The following is a 19828-nucleotide window of genomic DNA, read 5'->3' as shown; positions in this document are numbered from 1 at the left end:
AGGCGATATAGCGCGATCGCGCCCAGCGTCCATGTTCGTGCAGTCCGGCTGTCCCCACATTGTCTTGCACCCCGGCAATCGGACGACTAGCCACCCCCTGTACGCAAGGGCAGTCTGGGCGGTTTTCGGGAACCACTCGGTCCTGAAGCGTTTGTTATGCTGGCTTCAAAGTCGCGGACGGCTGGAGCGGGCAACCACAGGGAATGCGACCTTGGCGATTGAATCGGGCGATCACAACGACTTCGCGGCTGAAAACGGGGATACCGCCGCTTCGGATGACAATCAGGGCACTGAAGCAGCCGAAGGCCGGGTGACCGTGCGCGGCAAGGATCACTGGCGTGAGCGCACCATCACCGCGCCGGGCCTGAGCGAACGGGGCAACGTATTTTTCGCCGCGATCGAAATGACGCGGATGCCGATGATCCTCACCGATCCCAATCTGCCGGACAATCCCATCGTCTTTGCCAACAAGGCATTTCTGGACCTCACGCTTTACGAAGAGAGCGAAATCATCGGGCGCAACTGCCGGTTTCTGCAAGGTGCCGAGACGGACCGCGAGCGGATCGCCGAACTGCGCGATGCCGTGGCGCGGCATGAGTCCATCGCGCTCGAAATCCTCAACTACCGGCGCGACGGCACGCCGTTCTGGAATGCGGTGTTCATCGGCCCGGTCTATGACGTCTCCGGCAAGCTGCTCTACTTTTTTGCCAGCCAGCTGGACGTCACCAAGCGGCGCGAAACCGAGCAAGTGCTGCGCCAGGCGCAGAAGATGGAAGCGATCGGGCAGCTGACCGCTGGCCTTGCCCATGACTTCAACAATCTGCTGCAGGTGATCGGCGGCAGCCTTGAACTGGCCTCGAATCGCATCGAGGATGAGCGGGCCGGGCGGCATATCGAGAATGCCCAGCACGCCGCCGCGCGCGGGGCAAAGCTGACCGGCCAGTTGCTCGCTTTCGCCCGCAAGACGCGCCTCACGCCCCGATCAGTGGACGTGAGCGATTGCGTGCAGAGCTTCGTGCATGTGCTGGAGAGCGCGCTCGGCAGCGATATCGAATTGCACCTCAGCCTGCGTCGGGGCCTGCCGCGCATCCACGTCGATCCCGACCAGTTCGAGATGGCGGTGCTCAACATCGTGATGAACGCCAAGGACGCGATGCGCGGCGCCGGCGGGCTGGTGACCATCACGACCGGCAAGCTGCATCTCAACGGTGATGCCGCCGCCCGCCAGCTTCCGCCCGGCGACTATATCAGCCTTGAAGTCACCGACGAAGGGGAAGGCATGCCCGCCCATGTCGCCCAGCGCGCGACGGAGCCCTTCTTCACCACCAAACCCACCGGCCAGGGCACGGGCCTCGGCCTCGCCATGGCCAGCGGCTTCCTGCAGCAATCGCGGGGCCGGCTGGAGATTGAGAGCGAACAGGGCGTCGGCAGCACGATCCGCCTGCTCTTCCCGGTCTCCGTGCAGAATGACGAGGATGACCGCGCCGGCAACCCCGCCCCCATCACCGCGGCCGCGCCCGCCGATGGCCCCTCCGGCAAGGCCCATATTCTGGTGGTGGAAGACAGCCCTGAAGTGATGGCCCTTTCCCGCGAGATTCTCGAAAGCGCCGGCTATCGCGTCTCGACCGCCATTTCGGGCGATGAGGGTCTCAAGGCGCTGAAGACCCTGATGGAGGCCGACCCGGTCGATCTTCTCTTCACCGATCTCGTCATGCCCGGCAGCCTGAATGGCATTTTGCTGGCGGAGGAAGCCGTGAAGCTGGCGCCCGGCATCGCGATCCTCATGACCACCGGCTATAATGAGCAGCTCGTCTCCGATGGCCCGCAGACCATCTCGCAAGATGTGATCGGCAAGCCCTATCGCCCGGCCGAGTTGCTCAACAGGGTCGAGCAGGCGCTCAAGAACCGGGCCACCGCCGGCGACGCCTGCCGGCACCGCTCCGATTACGGCCACGCCGAAGCCTGATCGCGCAGGCCGGCTGACCAGGGCGCGGGCGTGAGAGATCTATTCTCACGCGCGGCCCATGAAGGCCACCGAGCATCTGGCGTTTCCTAAAAAGGTGAGATATAGGCGCGCCAGCCATCCCCGCAGCGCGCTGCATCAAGGGGTTCGCGCCGTGCGGGCGTGGTGGAATTGGTAGACGCAGCGGACTCAAAATCCGCCATCCGCAAGGATTTGTCGGTTCGAGTCCGACCGCCCGCACCAGATAGTCGGTGATTCCCTGAGATTCGTGAGCCGTGGTAGGGCCGTGGCATAACTCGCGCAGAACTGCGCCGTTTCGGCGCCGTCAATTCGGCGGTTGAGGTGTGCAGACTGAGCTCGCAGGCGGCGTCGGCCATTTATGCGATGTTATCTCAGGGGTCATTTTCCAGACCTCATGACAGGTCTGCGCTGCGCGGCGTCGAACAGAAAGCGGCCGGAGGACATCCGGCCGACGCTTTCCCTAGATGGGTGAAGGAAGTTACCTGCAGCCGAGCAAAGCCCGCTGCTCACTCCAGCTGATCGGCAGATCGATGCTGAGCAGTCCTTTGGTCGTGAGCGAAACCGGCTGGGTGCCCTCGATGCATTGCGCCACAATGTCAGGCGCAAGCGTCGCGATCCGCATCAGCTGGGCGGACCGCTTGCGGCACTTGCCCTGCGCGTCGGCAAGTGATGCCAAGCTATGCTCCGGGGCGCCGAGCAGCGCCTGATGCAGCGCTCGGGCCTCAGCGATCAGTGCGACCAGCGGCGTATTGACCGTATCGGCTGAACGGTCCTGCGCGTCGCCGATGATCATGCGGACATCCTTGCCTTGTCGGATGCGGATCGCACGGCTTGTCAGTTGCACGGGATGATCATGCGCCAGTTGATCGAGACGCAGGAGGGCCAGCAGCTTGTCACGGTCGAGAGTGATGGTTATGCCCTCATCAGCCATATCGATTCGTGAGAGAAGCATGGTCAATATGGCCGTACGCTTTGATGCTTTGTCCAGATCGGCTGCAGCCTGTGCTGCCTTGGTAAGTGCGTTGATCGCTTGGCTAGTCCCGGCAATGTCGATGATCGCCCGACGGTCCATGAGCCAGCTCTTCAGGCGCTCGATGACGATCCGTTCGATCTCCGGCGCGCTGACCCGCCATGGTTTTTCGCTGCTGCCGATGAGTGCGTTGGGATGGGTTACATAATAGCGATAGCGCTTGCCGGCCTTGGCCGTGTGGCTGGGTGACATCTTTCGGCCTTCCCCATCGTGGATCAGACCGGTGAGCAAGCTGCGCTTGGGAGAGCGCCTGGCCGAGGGGTTGTTGCGTCCCAGTTCCAGCTGCCGCTGCACAGCATCCCAAAGTGCCTCATTGATGATCGCGTCGTGCTGGCCGTCATAGACCGCGCCCTTGTGTACGACCTTGCCGCGATAGATGGCATTGCCCAGCAGATGAGAGAGCGCGCCGCGACTGAACGCGATACCACCCCGACCATGAAGCTGCTTGGTGCGATAGCCATCGCGCAACAACTCTTCGACCAGAGCCTGTAGGGAACCCAGCGCAAGGTAGCGGGTCATGATGTGCCGGACCTGTTGTGCCTCGGCCGGGTTGATGACCAGCGCCCTGTCCTTCACATCATAGCCAAGCGGGGGATTACCGCCCATCCACATGCCCTTCTTTTTCGAGGCGGCGATCTTGTCGCGGATGCGCTCACCAGTCACCTCGCGTTCGAACTGGGCAAAGGAGAGCAGCACATTGAGGGTGAGCCGCCCCATGCTGCTGGTGGTGTTGAACGCCTGCGTGACCGAGACGAAGCTGGCGCCTCGGGCATCGAGGATCTCGACGATGCGGGCAAAGTCGGAGAGCGCACGGGTCAGGCGATCGACCTTGTAGACCACGATTACGTCGATCTTTCCGGCTTCGACATCTGCCAGCAGGCGGACCAGCGCAGGACGATCCATGGACCCACCGGAGTAGCCGCCATCGTCATAAGCGGTCTTGACCAGGGTCCAGCCTTCATGGCGCTGGCTGACGATGTACGCCTCGCAGGCTTCGCGCTGGGCATCGAGGCTGTTGAATGCCTGCTCCAGCCCTTCCTCGCTGGACTTGCGGGTGTAGACGGCGCAACGCACCGCGCCGCGCGGTCCTTCCGCCACCTTGGGCCGCCTAGCCATGATCATGCAGCCCGAAGAAGCGGGGACCTGACCAGGATGTTCCGGTTACCGCGCGGGCAATAGCCGAGAGCGACCGATAGCTGCGCTCTTCCCACACATAGCCATCTTCAACCACGGTGACGCTGATGCTACGCCCGTTCCACTGCCGTACGAGATGCATCCCGCTCTTGAGCTTGACGCTCTCCTTGCCGGCAGCAAGGCGACGAAGGGCCTGGCCATGGGAGGGCGACAGCCCTCCCATGGCTTTCTCCTGCAGCGCAAAGCCGAAGAGTCGGCGCAGCAGATCGGCGCTGACGCGCGGTGGTTCTGTTCTGAGCGACGATCGCCATTGATCACGCAGCTCGCCCAGCGACAGCGCCGCCAGAGCATCAAGGCGTGCCTCCAGGCTCATGCCTCGGCGCTTTCGACCAGACGATAGCAGGCGCGCTCACCGCTCTTGTCCAGCGTGATCCCATGGCCCTTCTTGCGCAGGCCGGTGAGCGCCGCACGGGTGCTGTGCGGCAGCCAGCCGGTCATGCTGACCAGCTCATCAAGCGATGCGCCCTCCGCGCGGCGGAGCAGATCCAGCACCTGCTCTGATTTTGACCGTGTGCGGTTCGGTGGCGTGACGACGGCCGCAGTAGCAACAGTCTCAGCCAGAGCATTCTGCTCGCTGTCCAGGCCGATCGCGGCACGGCCCGCTTGCGTAATGACAAGCGCGAAGCGATCATCACCCTCTTCCCGCCAGACCTTCGGCAGGTCGGTCGTCGCCGCTTCCTCGATCAAACCCCGCTTGATCAGCGGCGGGATGACCTTGCGGATCCGGCCTGCCTGATCGGCGAGATGATTGGGCGGTGGCAGCAAGCTGCCATCATCGCGCTGGGCAGCAGCGGACAGCAGGACGAGTTGCAGATCGTTGAGCCTGGTCATGGGCGGTCTCCTCTTGCGAAGCAGCACTTCGCTGCTCCCACCACCCAGAGCCCTGTCGACCAAGCCGGCAGGGCATATCCGCAGTCCTGTCCCGCGGCTCGACCAGCACCAATGCTCGGTGTGTAGAACAAGTCCAGTCGAATGTGCGCCGTCAAGGAAGATGCGCGTAGGGTCGGCACATGATGCCGAAATGATGATGGACCACCGGGACGCGGACATCGCCCTCACTCGCCGCTTGCTAGTCTCGCGCCGTCAAGAGATAGGCACGCCATGACCCGATCTCAGTTGGCTGACCTTCTGATCGCAGACTAATCCGTGATCATGGCGGTACCCGTCAACGCTGGCGCAAACTCATCGGTCCTATCCTCATATACGATCTCAGGACCCATCCGCATTGCAACTGGATGATCGACCCGACCGGCTCAAGCTCCGACATCGCGAAGGTCGAAAGCTTGCTTGATGAACTGCGACAGAGCGACCCGTTTATCACAGCGGATCGGTGACGCGGATGCCAACGATCGAAAATCGCCGGCCGGTATTGGGGACGTTCCGGAACGGCAGGTTTCAGGGTACGAATTGAGAATAGCTGCCGTACAGTGCAGAAATGTTCAATGCAGCCATGTGATCCGATATCTCACATTGCTCCTTTGGTTGGAGATGCGCTTAGACATCGCAGGCTTGGGCTTCAAAAGCTCGCCCGTTGTATGCCTGGACGGCAGTTCCGCAATCGCAAAAGAAGGGCTCAAAGAGTCACGTAGACATGTCCGCGACTGGCTGATCGCATATCGTCAACTCAAGGCGGTGAATTAAAATGCCCTGCGGCACCATCAAGGATGGAACGGAACCATCGAGGATGTAAAACCAAGTCTCGCATAATTAGCATCAAACCACCATCGGCCGGGACCAGCCTTCTACGACGGGCGCGACGCAGATACGGCCGATTCCTTACGCGGTTTGAAGCGAGCCTTGAACTCTTCACGGGCCTTATCGATCAGAGCCTGCTGTTCGAGACGGAATATGATCAGCGCTTCCTGCTGCACCGCCACCTGTTGCGCATAGGTCAGGCCGGTGAGATCCAGCTTCTCAAGGAAATCGGCTTCCGACACATGGCCCACACCGTCAGCTTCGCAAGCCATGGCCGGCACCGCGGTGATGGAAACGAGAAGGCAAAAGGAAACAAAGGTATGCCGCATTGGATCCGCCTTCCTGTGCCGGGCGTGCACCCCGGCTGCAGCCGATAGCGTCCAAAGTGACCTTTCCCGAGGAGCAAGTCAATGGCTGGCGGCATCCGCCCGATGCCTGGTGGAAACATATAGTGCCAACGCACGAACGGCGGCTCCGGTCGAAAAACGCCTGCGCAAAGCAGGACGACAGCGGCTCAGCGCAGCCTTTGGCGTCCTCAGAATTCCGCTAGTCGACTTGCAGCAGCGCCGCTTTTCAGACTGGCCAGAACCTGATTGGCATTTGCGTTAAGCTTCGCGCGGCAGTCGCGCTCAGGGCCAAGCGTCGCAAAGTAGCTACCATGGGGCGTGCAGGCATCGGCGATTGCGTTGTCCATCCTGGTCTGGAGCTTCTGGAGGTCGCGAGCCTGGCTCAGATCAAGCCCGGCAGTCGACACCTTCACAGTCGAAGAGTCCGGTGCGGTTTCTCCGGCGAGCGCGGAGCCTGCGGACAATAAGGCGGCGGCGGCCACCAAGATAATTTTCTTCATTGTAGTTCCTCAATTCCTAAGACTCGTTCGTGCGCGATCACGCGCGCCTCTTATGGCGCCTCGTTTATGCTCTGTTGCACTAGCAGGCAAGCTGAGTTCGTTGCTGCGTCGCAGAAAACAGCCGTTTTTCGATGCTGCACCTGCGCGGTGGCGCTGACCGCGATCCGCCTTCAGGCCGGAAGCTATCGTTCTATGCGAGTCGTCTGCGCCGATCCGGCTGGACGCATTCGAGCTTGGCGCCGGCCTCTACTGGCCCTGCTCGGCATACGCTTTCACGAGTTCATACAAGAACCGACGCCCTTCCATAACGGAGCGCACGCGGATGCGTTCGTTGAGACCATGGACACCGTTGTTGTCAGGGTCCCGGAACAGTCCCGAGACACCATAAGTCGCGATCCCCGCGGCGTTGAGCGTTACCGCGTCCGATGCGCCCGGCTGGAGATGCGGGACAACTGGGACGCCCGGCCAGATGCGGGATGACACTTGCTGAGCCGGCGCGAGGAGTTTGTCCGTCACGGGAGCGGGGGGCACCGGGGTCATGCTGCGCCCAGCGGTAATGACGATTTCTGGGTCCGCGATCACGCGGGTCAGCGTGGCCAGCACCTCTTCTGCACCTGTTCCCGGCATTACACGACAATTGATGTTGGCTGTTGCGCGCTGCGGCAACGCGTTACCCGCGTGCCCGCCTGAAAGCATCGTCGCAACGCAGGTCGTGCGCAGCATCGTATGATAAGTGGGCGAGCGATTGAGGATGTCGTTGGCCGCTTGATCTTCTGGATCGGCGACAATGGCTGCCATCGCCGCGCCGACTTCACCGCCGATCAAAGGCGCCATGCGGCTGAAATAGCCCTTGTTGGCGTCGATTAAACGGACGGGGAACTCATAAGCGCTAAGGCGATTGAGTGCGCGTGCAAGGCTGTAGATCGCGTTATCTGGCCGGGGAACGGAGGAATGCCCCCCGGGATTGGTCGCCGCCAGCGTGAAACTCATGGAAATCTTCTGCGCGGCTTGAAAGGTCTGGTTGAGCCGCTTCGTCCCGGAGGCATCGAACTCGCCATAGCCCCCTTCGTTAAGCGCAAAACCGGCATCGATCAGTGCACGCTGGTTCTCGACCAGCCAGCGCGCACCGTTGAGCAGGCCCCCGCCTTCTTCGCCGCAGGTCAGCGCCATTTTGATCGTGCGTCGTGGCCGATATGCCTCTGCATGATAGCGCAGCAGGCTGTCGGCCCAGATGGCGTTCTGCGCCTTCATGTCCGCAACGCCGCGCGCATAGAAATAGCCATCTTCCTCGACGAGCTTGTAGGGATCGCGCGTCCAGTCCGCGCGGCGCGCATTGACGACATCGACGTGGCCCAGCAGCAGCACAGCGGGGAGTTTCGGCTCGCGACCGGGGTAGATGGCCACCAAGGCAGCGGCCCTGGGATCCTCCGGCGGTATGAAGACGTGGAGGTTTTCAGCCGGGTATCCAGTCTGTTTCATCCGCGCGACCAGCGCTTCGATGACCGGCGTGCAACTGCCGCTTTCCGGGCTGGAATCGATCTCGACCATTTCTTTAAAGAGCGCGCGGAAGGCGGTCTCACCCGGCTCCTGGGCCGCGGCTGGGTGAATGGGAAACGCCGCCAGCGCTGAGCCCAGCAAAAACATCCGCAAGAGTTTCATTCCCCAAATCCCATCACCAGAACCCCTGCGCTTACCAGCCGAAAGCGTAGCGTTCCCGCCGGACATCCGCCCCGCCTCGCAACGATCCTGTGGTCGGCTCGACGCCGGCTGCGACGATGCCCGTCGAGACCCCGAACGGACCCAGGACCTCAAGCTTGTGGCCGCGTGCGGCGAGGGCATCGCGCACATCCTGCGGAACGCGGTCCTCGATCTCCAGCACACCCGGCTCGTCCGCCTTGCGCTGGAAGGAGCCGTGGAAGTGATTGGAATTGATGCGCGGCGCCTCGATCGACGCCTGGAGCGGCTCGCCAAAGGCTAGAAGCCGCAGCAGCACATTGGCGATCTGCTGGTCCTGATTGTCGCCGCCGGGCGTCCCGATCGCTAGAAAGGGCTTGCCGTCCTTCAACACCATGGCCGGCGAAAGCGTAGTGCGGGGCCGCTTGCGGGGTGCCAGCACATTGGGGCTCTCCGCATCGAGATCGAACATGGTCATGCGATTGCTGAGCGGGATGCCGGTTTCCCCCGCGATGTAGGCCCCGCCCAGCAGCCAGCCGGAGCTGGGCGTGCAACTGAACAGATTGCCATCCTTGTCCACAACTTCGATGGCCGTCGTATCGGCGCTCAGCCCGCCTTTGGGCTTGAGCGTGTGCGGCATGAACTGGGGTGTCGACCGCTTGCGGCCTTCGAACTTCCAAGGATCGCCATAACGATGTTCGAGCGAGGCCTGCGGGCCGATGAGCTTCGCCCGCTCGGCAGCGTAGGCCTTTGAGAGCAGTCCCTTCGCTGGAACCGTGGCGAAGTCGGGATCGCCAAAGTACATGTTGCGATCATCGAAGGCGAGTTTAAAGGCCTCGGCGACGGTGTGCAGATAGGGATCGCTGCCCGGGACCATCTTTTCGATACCCGCAGCCTCAAGGATGTTGAGGCTCATCAGCAGGGCCGGCCCCTGGCTCCAGAAGCCGCCCTTGCACACCTCGAAGCCAAACACGCGCGCGGTGGCCGGCGGCTCGACCTTGCCCTGATAATCGGCAAGATCCTCATAGCGCATCAGACCGCCATCCTTCTCGACGGCTGCCGCGATCTGGCGCGCGATATCGCCCTTGTAAAAGATGTCCCGTCCTGCCTGGATGGCAGCCATGCGATCGCCTGAGCGCTCGAATTCCGCCTTGTCGGCCTGCGCGATCGTGCGCAGCGTCCGCGCCAGATTGGGCTGGCGAAACATCTCGCCGGTGCGCGGGACGTGCCCGCCCGGATAATAAGTCTCGTAAGCGCTGGCATAGCGCGAGGTGGCCTTCTTCTGGCTGGCGAACACCTCGGCGAGAAAATTGTACATCACGAACCCGTCGGCGAGTTCGATGGCCGGCTGCATCACCTCGTGCAGCGTCTTGGTGCCGTTGAGCCAGAGGGCATGGGCCATGGCATCGACCACCGCCGGGATGGTGCCGCCATTCGGGCCGTTGCCGGGAATGATCCCCTCGCGGGCAAAATAGGCCGGCGTTGCGAGCCGCGGCGCATAGCCTTGGCCGTTGATGACCGAAACGGCCCCCTTTTTGGCATCGAAGATGATCGTGGGCGCCTCACCGCCGAACCCGAAGTGGGAAATCTCGCAGACGGAGGCAGCGAAGACCGCAGCGACCCCGGCATCGGTGGCATTGCCACCCGCCAGCAACATCCGCACACCGGCCGCCACGCTGTAGTGTCGGCCAGCCGCGACAATCCCGAAGTTGCCGACAATTTCGGGGCGCAGGGTTTCCCCAGCGCTTTTCAAGTGTGTGGGTTCAGCTGGCATGGGCGGGCTGGCAGGGGTGGGCGGGACAGGCGTCTGCGCCACGGAGGCACCGCTGCCCAAGAGAGCGGCCGCGCCAAATCCGCCCAGCACGGTGCCAAAGCCACGTCTGCTGAGGTGCGTGTCCTGGCCCTCGCCATCGATCGTACCGCTCATGAAACGCCCCCATTTCCGCGTGTCGAAGAGGCGCAACAAGGCGACGGCAGCCGCCGCGTCACAATACGTCATTCATCTTATAGGGCTTTGACTTCTTTTCCCCATAAGTTTGAAACTTGAAATTTTTTTTCGCGGCGATCGACGGGAAAATCCGGAAATCTCTATCCCCCGATCAGCCGAAAGCGGCACCAGGTGCCGCTGTCAGGAGGGATGTCGGAACTCGAAACGGGGATCCGCACGCGCCATCGTTCACCCAGCAAGAAGGTGAAAACGCCAACTCCCCTCGGGATGGTCGCTCCCGCCAGCCAGCGGACATCGACTGCCTGATCGAAAGGGCGACCTCCGGCAGCTTGTGCCCGGAGGGTCACGAAAGCAGGGGGAAACAGCCGATGTCGACACTCAAGCACGTTACGCGAACATGGATTCACAGCAGCGTCGCCAGCCTGGCGATCGCGATGGCTTATGGCACGCCACTCATCGCCCAGACGACCGAACCGGCCCCGCCGGCGGCGGACGCGCCCGGCACGGCAGAGGGCAGCGAAATCATCGTTCTTGGTACGCAGATCCGCGGCGCCAGGGTGACCGGTGCTCTGCCTGTCAATGTTGTCGGCACCGAGCAGATTCAAGCCGTGGCAGCCGTGTCGGGCGCCGACCTGTTTCGGTCCATTCCGCAATTGGGCGGGGTCACCTTCAATGAGCAGGTTCTGAGCGGCGGCAGCGCCAATGCCGCGCGCGGCGACGTGTCGACGATCAGCCTGCGTGGCCTGGGCCAGGGCAATACCCTCATTCTCATCAACGGGCGGCGTACCGTCCTTCACCCCACCTCGCAGGCGATCACGGGCGTGGTGGACTCGGGGGTGCCGACCTTCGGCTACAATGCCAACGCCATCCCGGTCGGCGGGATCGAGCGGGTCGAAGTACTCCGTGACGGCGCCGCCGCGCTCTATGGCTCCGATGCTGTCGCAGGCGTGGTCAACAACGTGCTGCAAAATGATTTCAAGGGTTTGCGGATCGACAGCCAATATGGCTTTGCGGAAGGAACCAATCTCAAGGAATGGCAGGCCAATGCGCTGTTCGGGACGAGCTTCGGCGGTGGGCGCGGCAACATCTCTATCTTTGCGGGATACACCCAGAAAACAAAGCTGTATTTGAGCGATCAGGACTATACGGCGAACGCGGATCGCCGCTCCTACGTCGCCGGAACGTCCTTCGCCAATGTTGCGGCGTTCAATGGTACCAGCACCAGCGCGCCGTGGGGCACCTTCCGCGCTTCCGGCTCGGGTATCATCACCAGTAATGGTGTACCGCTCACCAATGCCTCCCGGCAATTCCACACCCAACCGAGTACGCAGGTCGGTTGCCGCACTGCCACCTCCACGCCGGGCGTGTGCTTCGATGACGGCGTGGGCACGACGGAAATGGCTTCGGTCGATTCCAACCTCCGCTTCAACGCGCCGCAGACATTCTCGGGCCTGACCACTCAGCCCTCGGTCAAGCGCCTCAATCTCTTCACCTTCCTCAACTATGAGCTGACCGATACGCTCAGTTTCTTCGGCGAGGCCGGCTTCTACCACGGCAAGACCAACGCGACGACGTCATCAGGCGGCAGTCTGACCAACATTCCGATTACGGTCGCGGCAAATGCCTACTGGAACCCGCTCGGTCCGGTCGGTTCGCCCAATCGCCTGCCCGGCCTCAACATCCCGACGACGGGGCTTCCCGTCACCATCAGCTCCCACAATTACGTCGATGCCGGGCCGCGCAACGTGGAGGTGATCAATTACCAGTATCGCTTCCTGGCCGGCCTGAAGGGCGAACTCGGCAGCTGGCGCTGGGAATCGGCGGCGCTTTACAGCTGGGCGACGGCACAGGACACGTCTGACGGCATATCCAGCACGCTGTTGCAGGCCGCGATTAACAAGACCACGCCCGACGCTTACAACCCGTTCAATGGCGGCGATCCGCTGAACCCTTCCATCGGCGACCTTGCCCTCAACAATCAGGCGACGATCGATAGCTTCAAGATCAAGGCGACGCGGTCCACGCGGACCTCGCTCTTTCTCGCCGATTTCAAGATCTCCAATGCCAATCTGCTCACGCTCTGGGCGGGCAACACGGTTGGTATCGCGGCGGGCATCGAATTTCGCAAGGAGACCTATAATGACGACCGGAGCAAATATCAGGGCGGCATTCTGGGCGTAGACAATACCTACACCGACGCTGTCACCGGTATTTTCTACGGATCCGATCTGGTGGGTGCGAGCCCCAGCCCGGACGTGCATGGCGAACGCAACGTGAAATCCGCCTATGCCGAGATCGGCGTCGGCCTGGTGAACCGGGACATGGGAATCCCGCTCGTCCGTGCGCTCGATCTGCAACTGGCCGGCCGCTATGAATCCTACAGTGACGTCGGCGATGTGGCGAAGCCGAAAATCGCGGGGTCATGGGAGATTCTCGAAGGCGTCAAGGCGCGCGCATCCTGGTCGCAGGGGTTCCGCGCGCCGAACCTGGAGGTCATCAACACGTCGAGCCTCGATCGTGTGAACGGCGGCATCGACTATGTGCTGTGCGAGGCCGATTTGCGCGCCGGGCGCATCAGCAACTTCTCCCAATGTGCCCGCAACATCTCGGTGCTGCGCCGCAGCGGCGGGAACAAGAACCTCAAGCCCGAGGAGTCGACGAGCTGGAGCTTCGGCGCGGTGATCGAGCCGCCCCTGCCCAGCGAATGGGGGCATGTGACGTTCACCGTGGACCGTTGGCGCATTCGTCAGGAAAATGTCGTGGGGCTGCTCGACTATCAGAACGGGCTGAACCTCGATTATCTGCTGCGCGTCGAAGGGAGCAGCAATCCCAATGTCGTGCGGGCCGCGCCGACGGCGGACGATATTGCCGCTGTTGCGGGCACGGGGCTGCAGCCGGTGGGGCAATTGCTCTATGTCGTCGCCAATTTCGAGAACCTGCTGCCCGTCACCGTGCAGGGCGTCGACTTCCAGCTGGATTACAGGCTGCGGGATACGCCGATCGGCAGCTTTTCCTTCAGCGTCAACGCCTCAAAGCTGATCAGCTATTATGTCGACGTGCCGGCCGATGTGCAGGCCGTCATCGATGCGCGCGCCGCGGGTTCGATCAATCAGGGCGTGCCGATTCAGGGAGGTGGCGACGTCGTCGGGCGCGACGGCCAGCCCCGCTGGCGCCGATCCGCCACGTTCAACTGGATGATGGGCGGCCTGACGCTTGGCGCGTTCACGCAGTTCATTGACGATGTGTATGAAAATGCCGTGCGCGATGCGGCGAACAATCCATGGGTCGTCAAGAGCCAGACGACGTGGAACTTCTACGCCAAGTACAAGTTCGACGAGACCAGCCGCTGGTTGAAGAACACCACCTTCCAGATCGGCGTGCGGAATGCCTTCGACAAGGACCCGCCGCTCGCCTCCAGCGGCTATCTTTCCAGCCTGTACCAGCCACAGGGCCGATACTGGTACACCGGCCTGTCCAAGTCGTTCTGATGATTTGACGCGATACCTAACCTTGGTAGCCCCGGCTTTTCCGGACCGGGGCTGCCCTTTTTGGGGACACCGGCCCCGTCTGCATGCGCGTCTGGCTTGCCGGGTCGCGGAATCAAGGCCGGCATGCATGGCAAGGGATGCCCAGAGATGAACAGCCGCTCACGGTCCGCCTTGTTGAACCGACGCGATCTGCTCGCGGCTGCAGCGGCAAGCGCCTCGCTCGTCGCGCTGCCGCGCAGCAGCCTCGCGCAGTCGGGAGACCGGGCGCCCGACGCGCCCCGCACGGGCGCTGCGTCCGTAGCGGCGCACCGCGTCGAGGTGCCCATGCCCCATGGCGGGATCAGTGCCGGGCATCCGCTTGCGGCGATGGCCGGCACGCGGATGCTGCTCCAGGGCGGAAGCGCAGCCGATGCCGTGATCGCCGCCATGGCGGTTCTCAACGTGGTCGAACCATGGGCATCGAGCGCAGCCGGCAATGGCTTTGCGACCTGCTTCGAGCGGAAGTCCGGCAAGGTCTCTGCCCTTGCCTTTACGGGTGGCGCTCCCGCGCTGCTCGATCCAGCCGTGGACCCCGCCGAGCTGGCCCGCGGCCCGAAGGCGGTCGCCACACCGGGCGCCTTTGGAGGCTGGATTGCTCTGGCGCGCCGCTATGGTCGTCTGCCGCTCGCAACCCTCCTGGAGCCTGCCATCGGCTATGCCCGCGACGGACACCCCCTCGACAGCAGCATCGCCGCAACGATCGCCCGCGCTCGTGCGACGCTGGCCCGCTATCCGACAAGCGCGGCGATTTTTCTTCCCGGCGGGCAACCACCGGCCCCGCGTTCGATCTTCAGAAATGTGCCGCTGGCGCGGACCTTTCAAGCGCTCGCCGACGCCGAGGCCAGGGCACTGAAGGGCGGGGCCGACCGCGACCGCGCGTTGCTGGCCGCGCATGACCATTTCTATACCGGCCCCGTGGCGCAGGCGTTCGACCGTTTCATGCGGGAAACTGGAGGCTGGCTGCGGCTGGACGATATGCGCGCGTTTGGACCGCGCTGGGCAGACCCTGTCTCGACGACCTATCGCGGGCTGGACGTTTATTGCAGTCCGCTCACGTCGCGCACCGGACTGGAGCTTTGCGAGCAGCTGAACATCGTGGAAGGCTGGACGCTGGACGGCATGGGCGGCGGCGATGCCGCCATCGCGCACCTCCTGATCGAGGCAATCAAGATCGCCAAGGCGGACGTGTATCGCTACGCCGCCGATCCCGCCTCGGCGGCTGTCCCGGTCGACCGCCTGCTCTCGAAGACATTTGCGGCCGCCCGGCGCCGGCTGATCTCTCCCGCGCGCGCGATGACCTTTCCGCAGGGCGCCGATCTGGCCGGCTGGAACGCTGAGTCTCAGACGCTGGCCTCGCGCAGTGAGCGCTCCACGCCTGGCGACACCACGAGCCTCACCGCCATCGACAGTGACGGCAACGCCATTTGCGTGACCACGACGATTGGCGGCGGCTTCGGCACCTTCGTGGTGATGGGAGATACTGGCCTGCTGTGCAACAACGGGCTGCGGCACGGGTCGACCTCACCCTATGCCGGCCACCCCAATCACGTGGCGCCCGGCCGCATCGCGCTGCTCGGCAATGGGCCGACCATCGTGCTCGACAAGGGGCGGCTGCACCTTGCGTTCGGATCGCCGGGAGGGGAGACCATTGGCCAGACCCAGTTTCAGTTTCTCGTCAACGTCGTGGATCGCGGCATGTCGATCCAGCAAGCCATTGAGTCCCCCCGTTTCGCGCTCGATGCAGAGCCCAATTTCTACAGACCCGGCGCCCGTATCCGCGTGCAAATGGAATCGCGGTTCGATGAGGCGACCCGGCAGGCACTTTCCGCGATGGGACATGCGGTGGAGGCTGTCGGTCCTTATGCCATTGGCAGCGTTCAGGGCGTGCTGGTCGATGCCTCGGGGGCGGTGATGGGCGGGGCAGATCCACGGCGCATGGGCTATGCCCTGGGTTATTGAAGCCCGCCCGGCCTGACTACGGCAGCCCCTCCGGCTTGACCCGGTTCGCACGAGGCGGGGGCAATCAGGCCGCGCTTCAGTCGGCTGGGGCCTTGAGCAGGTCCGCTTCATCATAGGCAACGCCGTTGATGATAACCCTGCGCACCTTGAACGTCGCGGCGATGTTCTCCCGCGGGTCGCCCTCGATAAGGACGATGTCGGCCAGCTTGCCCGGTTCCAGCGTACCGGCGTCCAGGTTCAGCGATTTCGCGGCGTTCACAGTCGCCGTCTGTAGCGCCTGGAATGGCGTGAGCCCGGCGTCGACATAGGCCGCGATCTCCGAATGAAGGTTGGTCGCAATCAGCGTATCGGTCCCCGCCGTAATCAGGGCGCCTGCGTCGAAGGCATCCTTGACCAGCTTGAGGGAGCCTCTGAGCGCCGGTCCGAGCGCGGCGGCCATCGGGTCGGTGCCGGTGACGCTCTGCTGTGCCCATTTGGGATAAAGGGCCACGCGAGGATCGCTCTGATAGTCCGGGTTTCGGGCCAGATAGGGGCCGAGCGACCCGAACAGGGTCGGCGTCAGCGTGCGGCCGCTCTTGCCGAAGAGCTTTACGACATCGTCATAGGCCCGGCCGAGCGGCGCCTGCTTGGGTGAATAGCCGCGGCGGCTCGTCGCGCCGGTGTGTTCGGTGGCATCCACCCCGGTATAGGCGGCGGGGTAAATCTCGTGGCCGGTCACCGGCACGCCCATGTCGTGCGCTGCCTCGACGATGCGGCGCTGATAGATGTCGGGCATACGGACGTAGCTTTTGAGCACGTCATATTTGAGCAGCTTCGCCCGCTCCAGCTCCCGTTCCAGATGCGCTGGCCCGGCGACCGCGACGCCCATCTTGTAGTAGACGCGCTGCCATTCCAGGAGCGGGCCATTCTCGTACATGCGCGGGCCGATCCGCACGCCGGCTTCCTGCGCCTCGCGATCCTCGACGCCGCTGTAGACCTGGTTACCCGGATCGCGCACCGTGGTGATGCCATAGGCCAGCCAGGCGCGATGGCCCGCGGCGCCAAAGTCCTTCTGCGAATGGCTGTGATGTTCGATGAGGCCCGGGATGGCGGTCAATCCCGTGCCATCGATATAGCGGGCATCGGCGTGGACTGCCGGATCGTGATCGCGGATTTCGACGATGCGGTTGCCCTCGATGACGATGTCCTTGTCCCGCTGCGTCTCGTCGCGCACCGCATCGACGAGGGCCGAGACATGGATGATCGTCCGCCCTGCCGGCTTGGCGAGCGTGTAGGTCAGATCGAGCGGAACCTCGCGGATCACGCCGGTCTCGACGTCGATGGTCTTCAGCTTGTCGGCATTTTGATAGAGGATGGTCTTCGCATCGCCCGACCAACTGGGATAATGTGAAATCTCGTCATTGTAACTGCGCGGCGGGCCGAGCGGCGTGCCGTCGGCGGCCACGGGCCAAATCTTGAGCAGGCCCTCATATATCGCCGCCATTTTCGTGCCGTCCGGTGACCAAGCGGGACCGCCGCCGCCGCGCGTGTCGATCGAGACATTCGGGTCCGGTTCCTTCCACATCGGCTGGCCAACGCCATCGGTGGGCACGATGTAGACCTGATTGGTGCCTTCACGGAAACTGCGGGACATAAGCTTTGAGAGCGTGATCGCGACATATTTCCCGTCCGCCGACCAGCTTGGCTCGCCTGGCTGAGGCAAAGATTTCTGCAGCCGGGTTAGCGCGCCGCTCTCGATGTCGATCATGGCCAGACCTGCAACGCCCCATCGCCCATCAACGTCGATGAACGCGATGCGCTTGCCATCCGGGGACCAGGCTGCACCCAGCGGTTGCGTGTCGATGTTGGTGAGCTGGCGGGCCTCGCCGGTTTTCAGGTCACGGATCCAGATCTGGCCCAGCCCGCCCGATTTGTCAGAGGTATAGGCTATCTTGCTGCCATCAGGTGACCATGATGGGTCCGTATCCATCGCATGGTCGTTGGTGAGATTCTCCGGCTTCCCGCCCGCAATGGGCGCGATATAGAGATCGCCAAGCGCGATAAAAGCGATGTTTTTGCCATCGGGCGAGAGCGTAGGCTTGAGAATGCCGACGGCACGGCGTGGCGCGGTGGAGTCCCAGTCGCGCTTGGCACGCACATAGGCTGGGCGCGTGACTTCCAACGTCGCGGTAAAGGGTATCGTCTGCTCTCGCCTGCCCGTGCGTCGCCGGATTTTCCCGTCTGAGACATAAAAGTACGCGCCTGAACCGGCCAGCCAGGAAGTCCGAAACGGGAAGACATTCTCGTCCCCTGAGACGGCCGTTCCATCAACTTCAAGCCGGCTTGCCGTCGAACTCGACGACACATAGGCGAGTTGCCCGGTCGGCGACCATGACGGGGCGGTGAATGTTCCCGGCCCCTCCTTTACCGCTCGCTCGCGCCCGTCTGTGATTGAGACGGCATAGATGCCGGTCGCGCTCCCACGCTGGCTGGAATAGGCGATCTCCTTCCCATCGGGTGACCAGCTTGGCAGCCGGTCTTCATAAGCATCCGAGGTGAGCTGACGCACGACGCCGGTCGCGACGTCCACCGACCAGATGTTGTAACCGGCTGGACCGCTCCCCGCCCGATCGGATGAGAATGCGAGTTGCTTCCCATCCGGTGACCAGGCGGGCTCTCGGTCGTCTGCCAGTCCGTTCGTGACATGCCGCATGTTGGAGCCATCCGGCTCGATCGTATAAAGATCATAATTGCCGTCACGATAGGAGAAGAAGGCCAGTGTCTTGCCATCCGGCGCCCAGACAGGTTGACGGGCATCGTTGAAGTAGTCGGTGATGCGCTTTGCCTCACCACCTTTGGCCGGAATGATCCACAGGCTACCCTGCAAATCCACCGCAAGCGATTGCCCATCCGGAGAAACAGCCACAGACATGGACGTGCCCTCATGCACGTCGACCTTCATCGGCGTCGCTGTGCCCGGCGGTGAAAGGGTGGTCTCCGCAGCCGCCGGTGCGGCCAGGATCAGGGCTGTCGCCACAGAAGAAAGACAAAGCCGAACCACAAGACTGCCCATGCGCTAACCCCCGTTTGATGGCTAACGTAAGTGGGGAGCAGGCTGAGGGGAATGCTTCAAACTACGTACGGGGAGGCTGTCCATGCCAGGGGCGGGGTTGGCCGGATTTGTGTCATGAAGGCGCGATGGTTCAAGCGTTCACGCCGGCAAGCAAGCCATGTCGTGCCGATCGGTGGAACTCCTGGTCAGGCTGAACCGAGGGTCGCTTTGAGGGCTCTCACGTCTGCGCTCGAACATCCGCTATATGGGCGAAACACGAAGCTTCACAAGCTGGCACCGTTAGCCCTGAGGGCTTCCATCACCCTGGCTTCGGCCAAGGACAGCGGATCGGTTTCCTCCATCAACGCGAAGCTGCCGCCCAGCGCGAAGCTGCAATGGCCATGAACAGTCGCGATTAGTGAGCGCGCCAAGCGGGATGCGCTGTTCTTCGCTTCGCTCGGCAGTACCGCCTCTACCTCGCGGACAATGATCGTGGTGAGCCGCGCACGCTCCGCGGCCAGCGCGTCGGGCATGTCCATGCCTTCGGGCAGGCGATGTTCATAAATGGCCGACCAAAGATTGGGATGGGCGCCCGCAAAATCGAAATACCCCTGCACCAGGCATTGGATGCGTGCAGTGCCGGATACTTGCTGCAGGCGATCCTCAAGCCATTGCGCCCACCGCGCAAAAGTTCGGCTGTTGACGGCCAGCACCAGCCCATCGACGTTGCCGAACACGTGCATGATCGTTCCGACCGAATAGCCGATCCGCTTTGCGACTTCGCGCGCGGAAAAACGGCTGTACCCAGTTTCCTCCATCAAACCCTGCGCGGCCTCGAGAATGAGGGCTTCCAGTTCTTCTCGGCCATGATCTGATCGTCTGCCCATGCGACGCCCGTAAACATTTAATTGAACGGCGTCTAATTTTATAATTGTACAC

12 protein-coding genes and 1 tRNA gene are annotated in these 19828 nt (G+C 62.9%); 4 read left to right on the top strand and 9 right to left on the bottom strand.

Translation table 11 applies throughout. The features are described 5' to 3' along the window. Positions 1-211: 211 nt before the first annotated feature. Positions 212-1966 carry a PAS domain-containing protein gene (locus tag M2342_RS03725; protein WP_264578088.1) on the top strand — a complete coding sequence of 585 codons (1755 nt, stop codon included), beginning with the start codon at positions 212-214 and terminating at the stop codon, positions 1964-1966. Between the two features lie 153 nt (positions 1967-2119). Beyond that, positions 2120-2206: transfer RNA gene (locus M2342_RS03720), tRNA-Leu, on the top strand. 256 nt (positions 2207-2462) lie between these two features. On the opposite strand, the gene M2342_RS03715 is transcribed toward M2342_RS03720, so the two are convergent. The 7 genes from M2342_RS03715 to M2342_RS03685 form a co-directional block, all read right to left on the bottom strand. After that, complete coding sequence (locus M2342_RS03715; protein WP_264578087.1) at positions 2463-4130, bottom strand: recombinase family protein; 1668 nt, start codon at positions 4128-4130, stop codon at positions 2463-2465. Next, entirely contained in the window at positions 4123-4521 is a 399-nt protein-coding gene (locus M2342_RS03710; RefSeq protein WP_264578086.1) for a DUF2924 domain-containing protein, read from the bottom strand. Before M2342_RS03710 ends, M2342_RS03715 begins: the two co-directional genes overlap by 8 nt. Next, positions 4518-5039 (bottom strand): DUF3489 domain-containing protein, encoded by a 522-nt coding sequence (locus M2342_RS03705; RefSeq protein ID WP_264578085.1) that lies wholly within the window; start codon positions 5037-5039, stop codon positions 4518-4520. The genes M2342_RS03710 and M2342_RS03705 overlap by 4 nt, the downstream gene beginning before the upstream one ends. 911 nt (positions 5040-5950) lie before the next feature. Beyond that, positions 5951-6232 (bottom strand): hypothetical protein, encoded by a 282-nt coding sequence (locus M2342_RS03700; RefSeq protein WP_264578084.1) that lies wholly within the window; start codon positions 6230-6232, stop codon positions 5951-5953. 206 nt (positions 6233-6438) lie between these two features. Further along, on the bottom strand, positions 6439-6750 hold the full coding sequence (locus M2342_RS03695; RefSeq protein WP_264578083.1) for a UrcA family protein: 312 nt from the start codon (positions 6748-6750) through the stop codon (positions 6439-6441). 246 nt (positions 6751-6996) lie between these two features. After that, the gene (locus tag M2342_RS03690; protein ID WP_264578082.1) at positions 6997-8409 is read right to left on the bottom strand and encodes a M20/M25/M40 family metallo-hydrolase; all 1413 of its coding nucleotides are present in this window, start codon (positions 8407-8409) and stop codon (positions 6997-6999) included. A 31-nt stretch (positions 8410-8440) separates the two neighbouring features. Next, positions 8441-10351, bottom strand: coding sequence for a gamma-glutamyltransferase family protein (locus M2342_RS03685; RefSeq protein WP_264578081.1), 1911 nt, complete (start codon positions 10349-10351; stop codon positions 8441-8443). A 389-nt stretch (positions 10352-10740) separates the two neighbouring features. On the opposite strand from M2342_RS03685, the gene M2342_RS03680 reads away from it, so the two are divergent. Further along, positions 10741-13860, top strand: a complete 3120-nt coding sequence (locus tag M2342_RS03680) for a TonB-dependent receptor domain-containing protein (protein ID WP_264578080.1) — start codon at positions 10741-10743, stop codon at positions 13858-13860. A 147-nt stretch (positions 13861-14007) separates the two neighbouring features. After that, positions 14008-15858, top strand: coding sequence for a gamma-glutamyltransferase family protein (locus M2342_RS03675; protein WP_264578079.1), 1851 nt, complete (start codon positions 14008-14010; stop codon positions 15856-15858). Between the two features lie 76 nt (positions 15859-15934). Here M2342_RS03675 and M2342_RS03670 read toward each other — a convergent pair whose 3' ends face one another. Beyond that, entirely contained in the window at positions 15935-18910 is a 2976-nt protein-coding gene (locus M2342_RS03670) for an amidohydrolase family protein (RefSeq protein ID WP_264578078.1), read from the bottom strand. 263 nt (positions 18911-19173) lie between these two features. Beyond that, positions 19174-19776: a TetR/AcrR family transcriptional regulator gene (locus tag M2342_RS03665; RefSeq protein WP_264578077.1), complete on the bottom strand. Its 603-nt coding sequence runs from the start codon at positions 19774-19776 to the stop codon at positions 19174-19176. Positions 19777-19828: the final 52 nt, after the last annotated feature.

This window comes from Sphingobium sp. B8D3A (genome assembly GCF_025961995.1).
Lineage (GTDB): Bacteria > Pseudomonadota > Alphaproteobacteria > Sphingomonadales > Sphingomonadaceae > Sphingobium.
This window is presented reverse-complemented; position numbering and strand designations above follow the sequence as displayed.

What these genes read in the sequence shown, in the direction of transcription:
- M2342_RS03685 (WP_264578081.1), bottom strand. Translation starts at nt 10,351, where the DNA reads ATGAGCGGTACGATCGATGGCGAGGGCCAGGACACGCACCTCAGCAGA.
- M2342_RS03675 (WP_264578079.1), top strand. Translation starts at nt 14,008, where the DNA reads ATGAACAGCCGCTCACGGTCCGCCTTGTTGAACCGACGCGATCTGCTC.
- M2342_RS03705 (WP_264578085.1), bottom strand. Translation starts at nt 5,039, where the DNA reads ATGACCAGGCTCAACGATCTGCAACTCGTCCTGCTGTCCGCTGCTGCC.
- M2342_RS03710 (WP_264578086.1), bottom strand. Translation starts at nt 4,521, where the DNA reads ATGAGCCTGGAGGCACGCCTTGATGCTCTGGCGGCGCTGTCGCTGGGC.
- M2342_RS03665 (WP_264578077.1), bottom strand. Translation starts at nt 19,776, where the DNA reads ATGGGCAGACGATCAGATCATGGCCGAGAAGAACTGGAAGCCCTCATT.
- M2342_RS03715 (WP_264578087.1), bottom strand. Translation starts at nt 4,130, where the DNA reads ATGGCTAGGCGGCCCAAGGTGGCGGAAGGACCGCGCGGCGCGGTGCGT.
- M2342_RS03690 (WP_264578082.1), bottom strand. Translation starts at nt 8,409, where the DNA reads ATGAAACTCTTGCGGATGTTTTTGCTGGGCTCAGCGCTGGCGGCGTTT.
- M2342_RS03680 (WP_264578080.1), top strand. Translation starts at nt 10,741, where the DNA reads ATGTCGACACTCAAGCACGTTACGCGAACATGGATTCACAGCAGCGTC.
- M2342_RS03700 (WP_264578084.1), bottom strand. Translation starts at nt 6,232, where the DNA reads ATGCGGCATACCTTTGTTTCCTTTTGCCTTCTCGTTTCCATCACCGCG.
- M2342_RS03670 (WP_264578078.1), bottom strand. Translation starts at nt 18,910, where the DNA reads ATGGGCAGTCTTGTGGTTCGGCTTTGTCTTTCTTCTGTGGCGACAGCC.
- M2342_RS03695 (WP_264578083.1), bottom strand. Translation starts at nt 6,750, where the DNA reads ATGAAGAAAATTATCTTGGTGGCCGCCGCCGCCTTATTGTCCGCAGGC.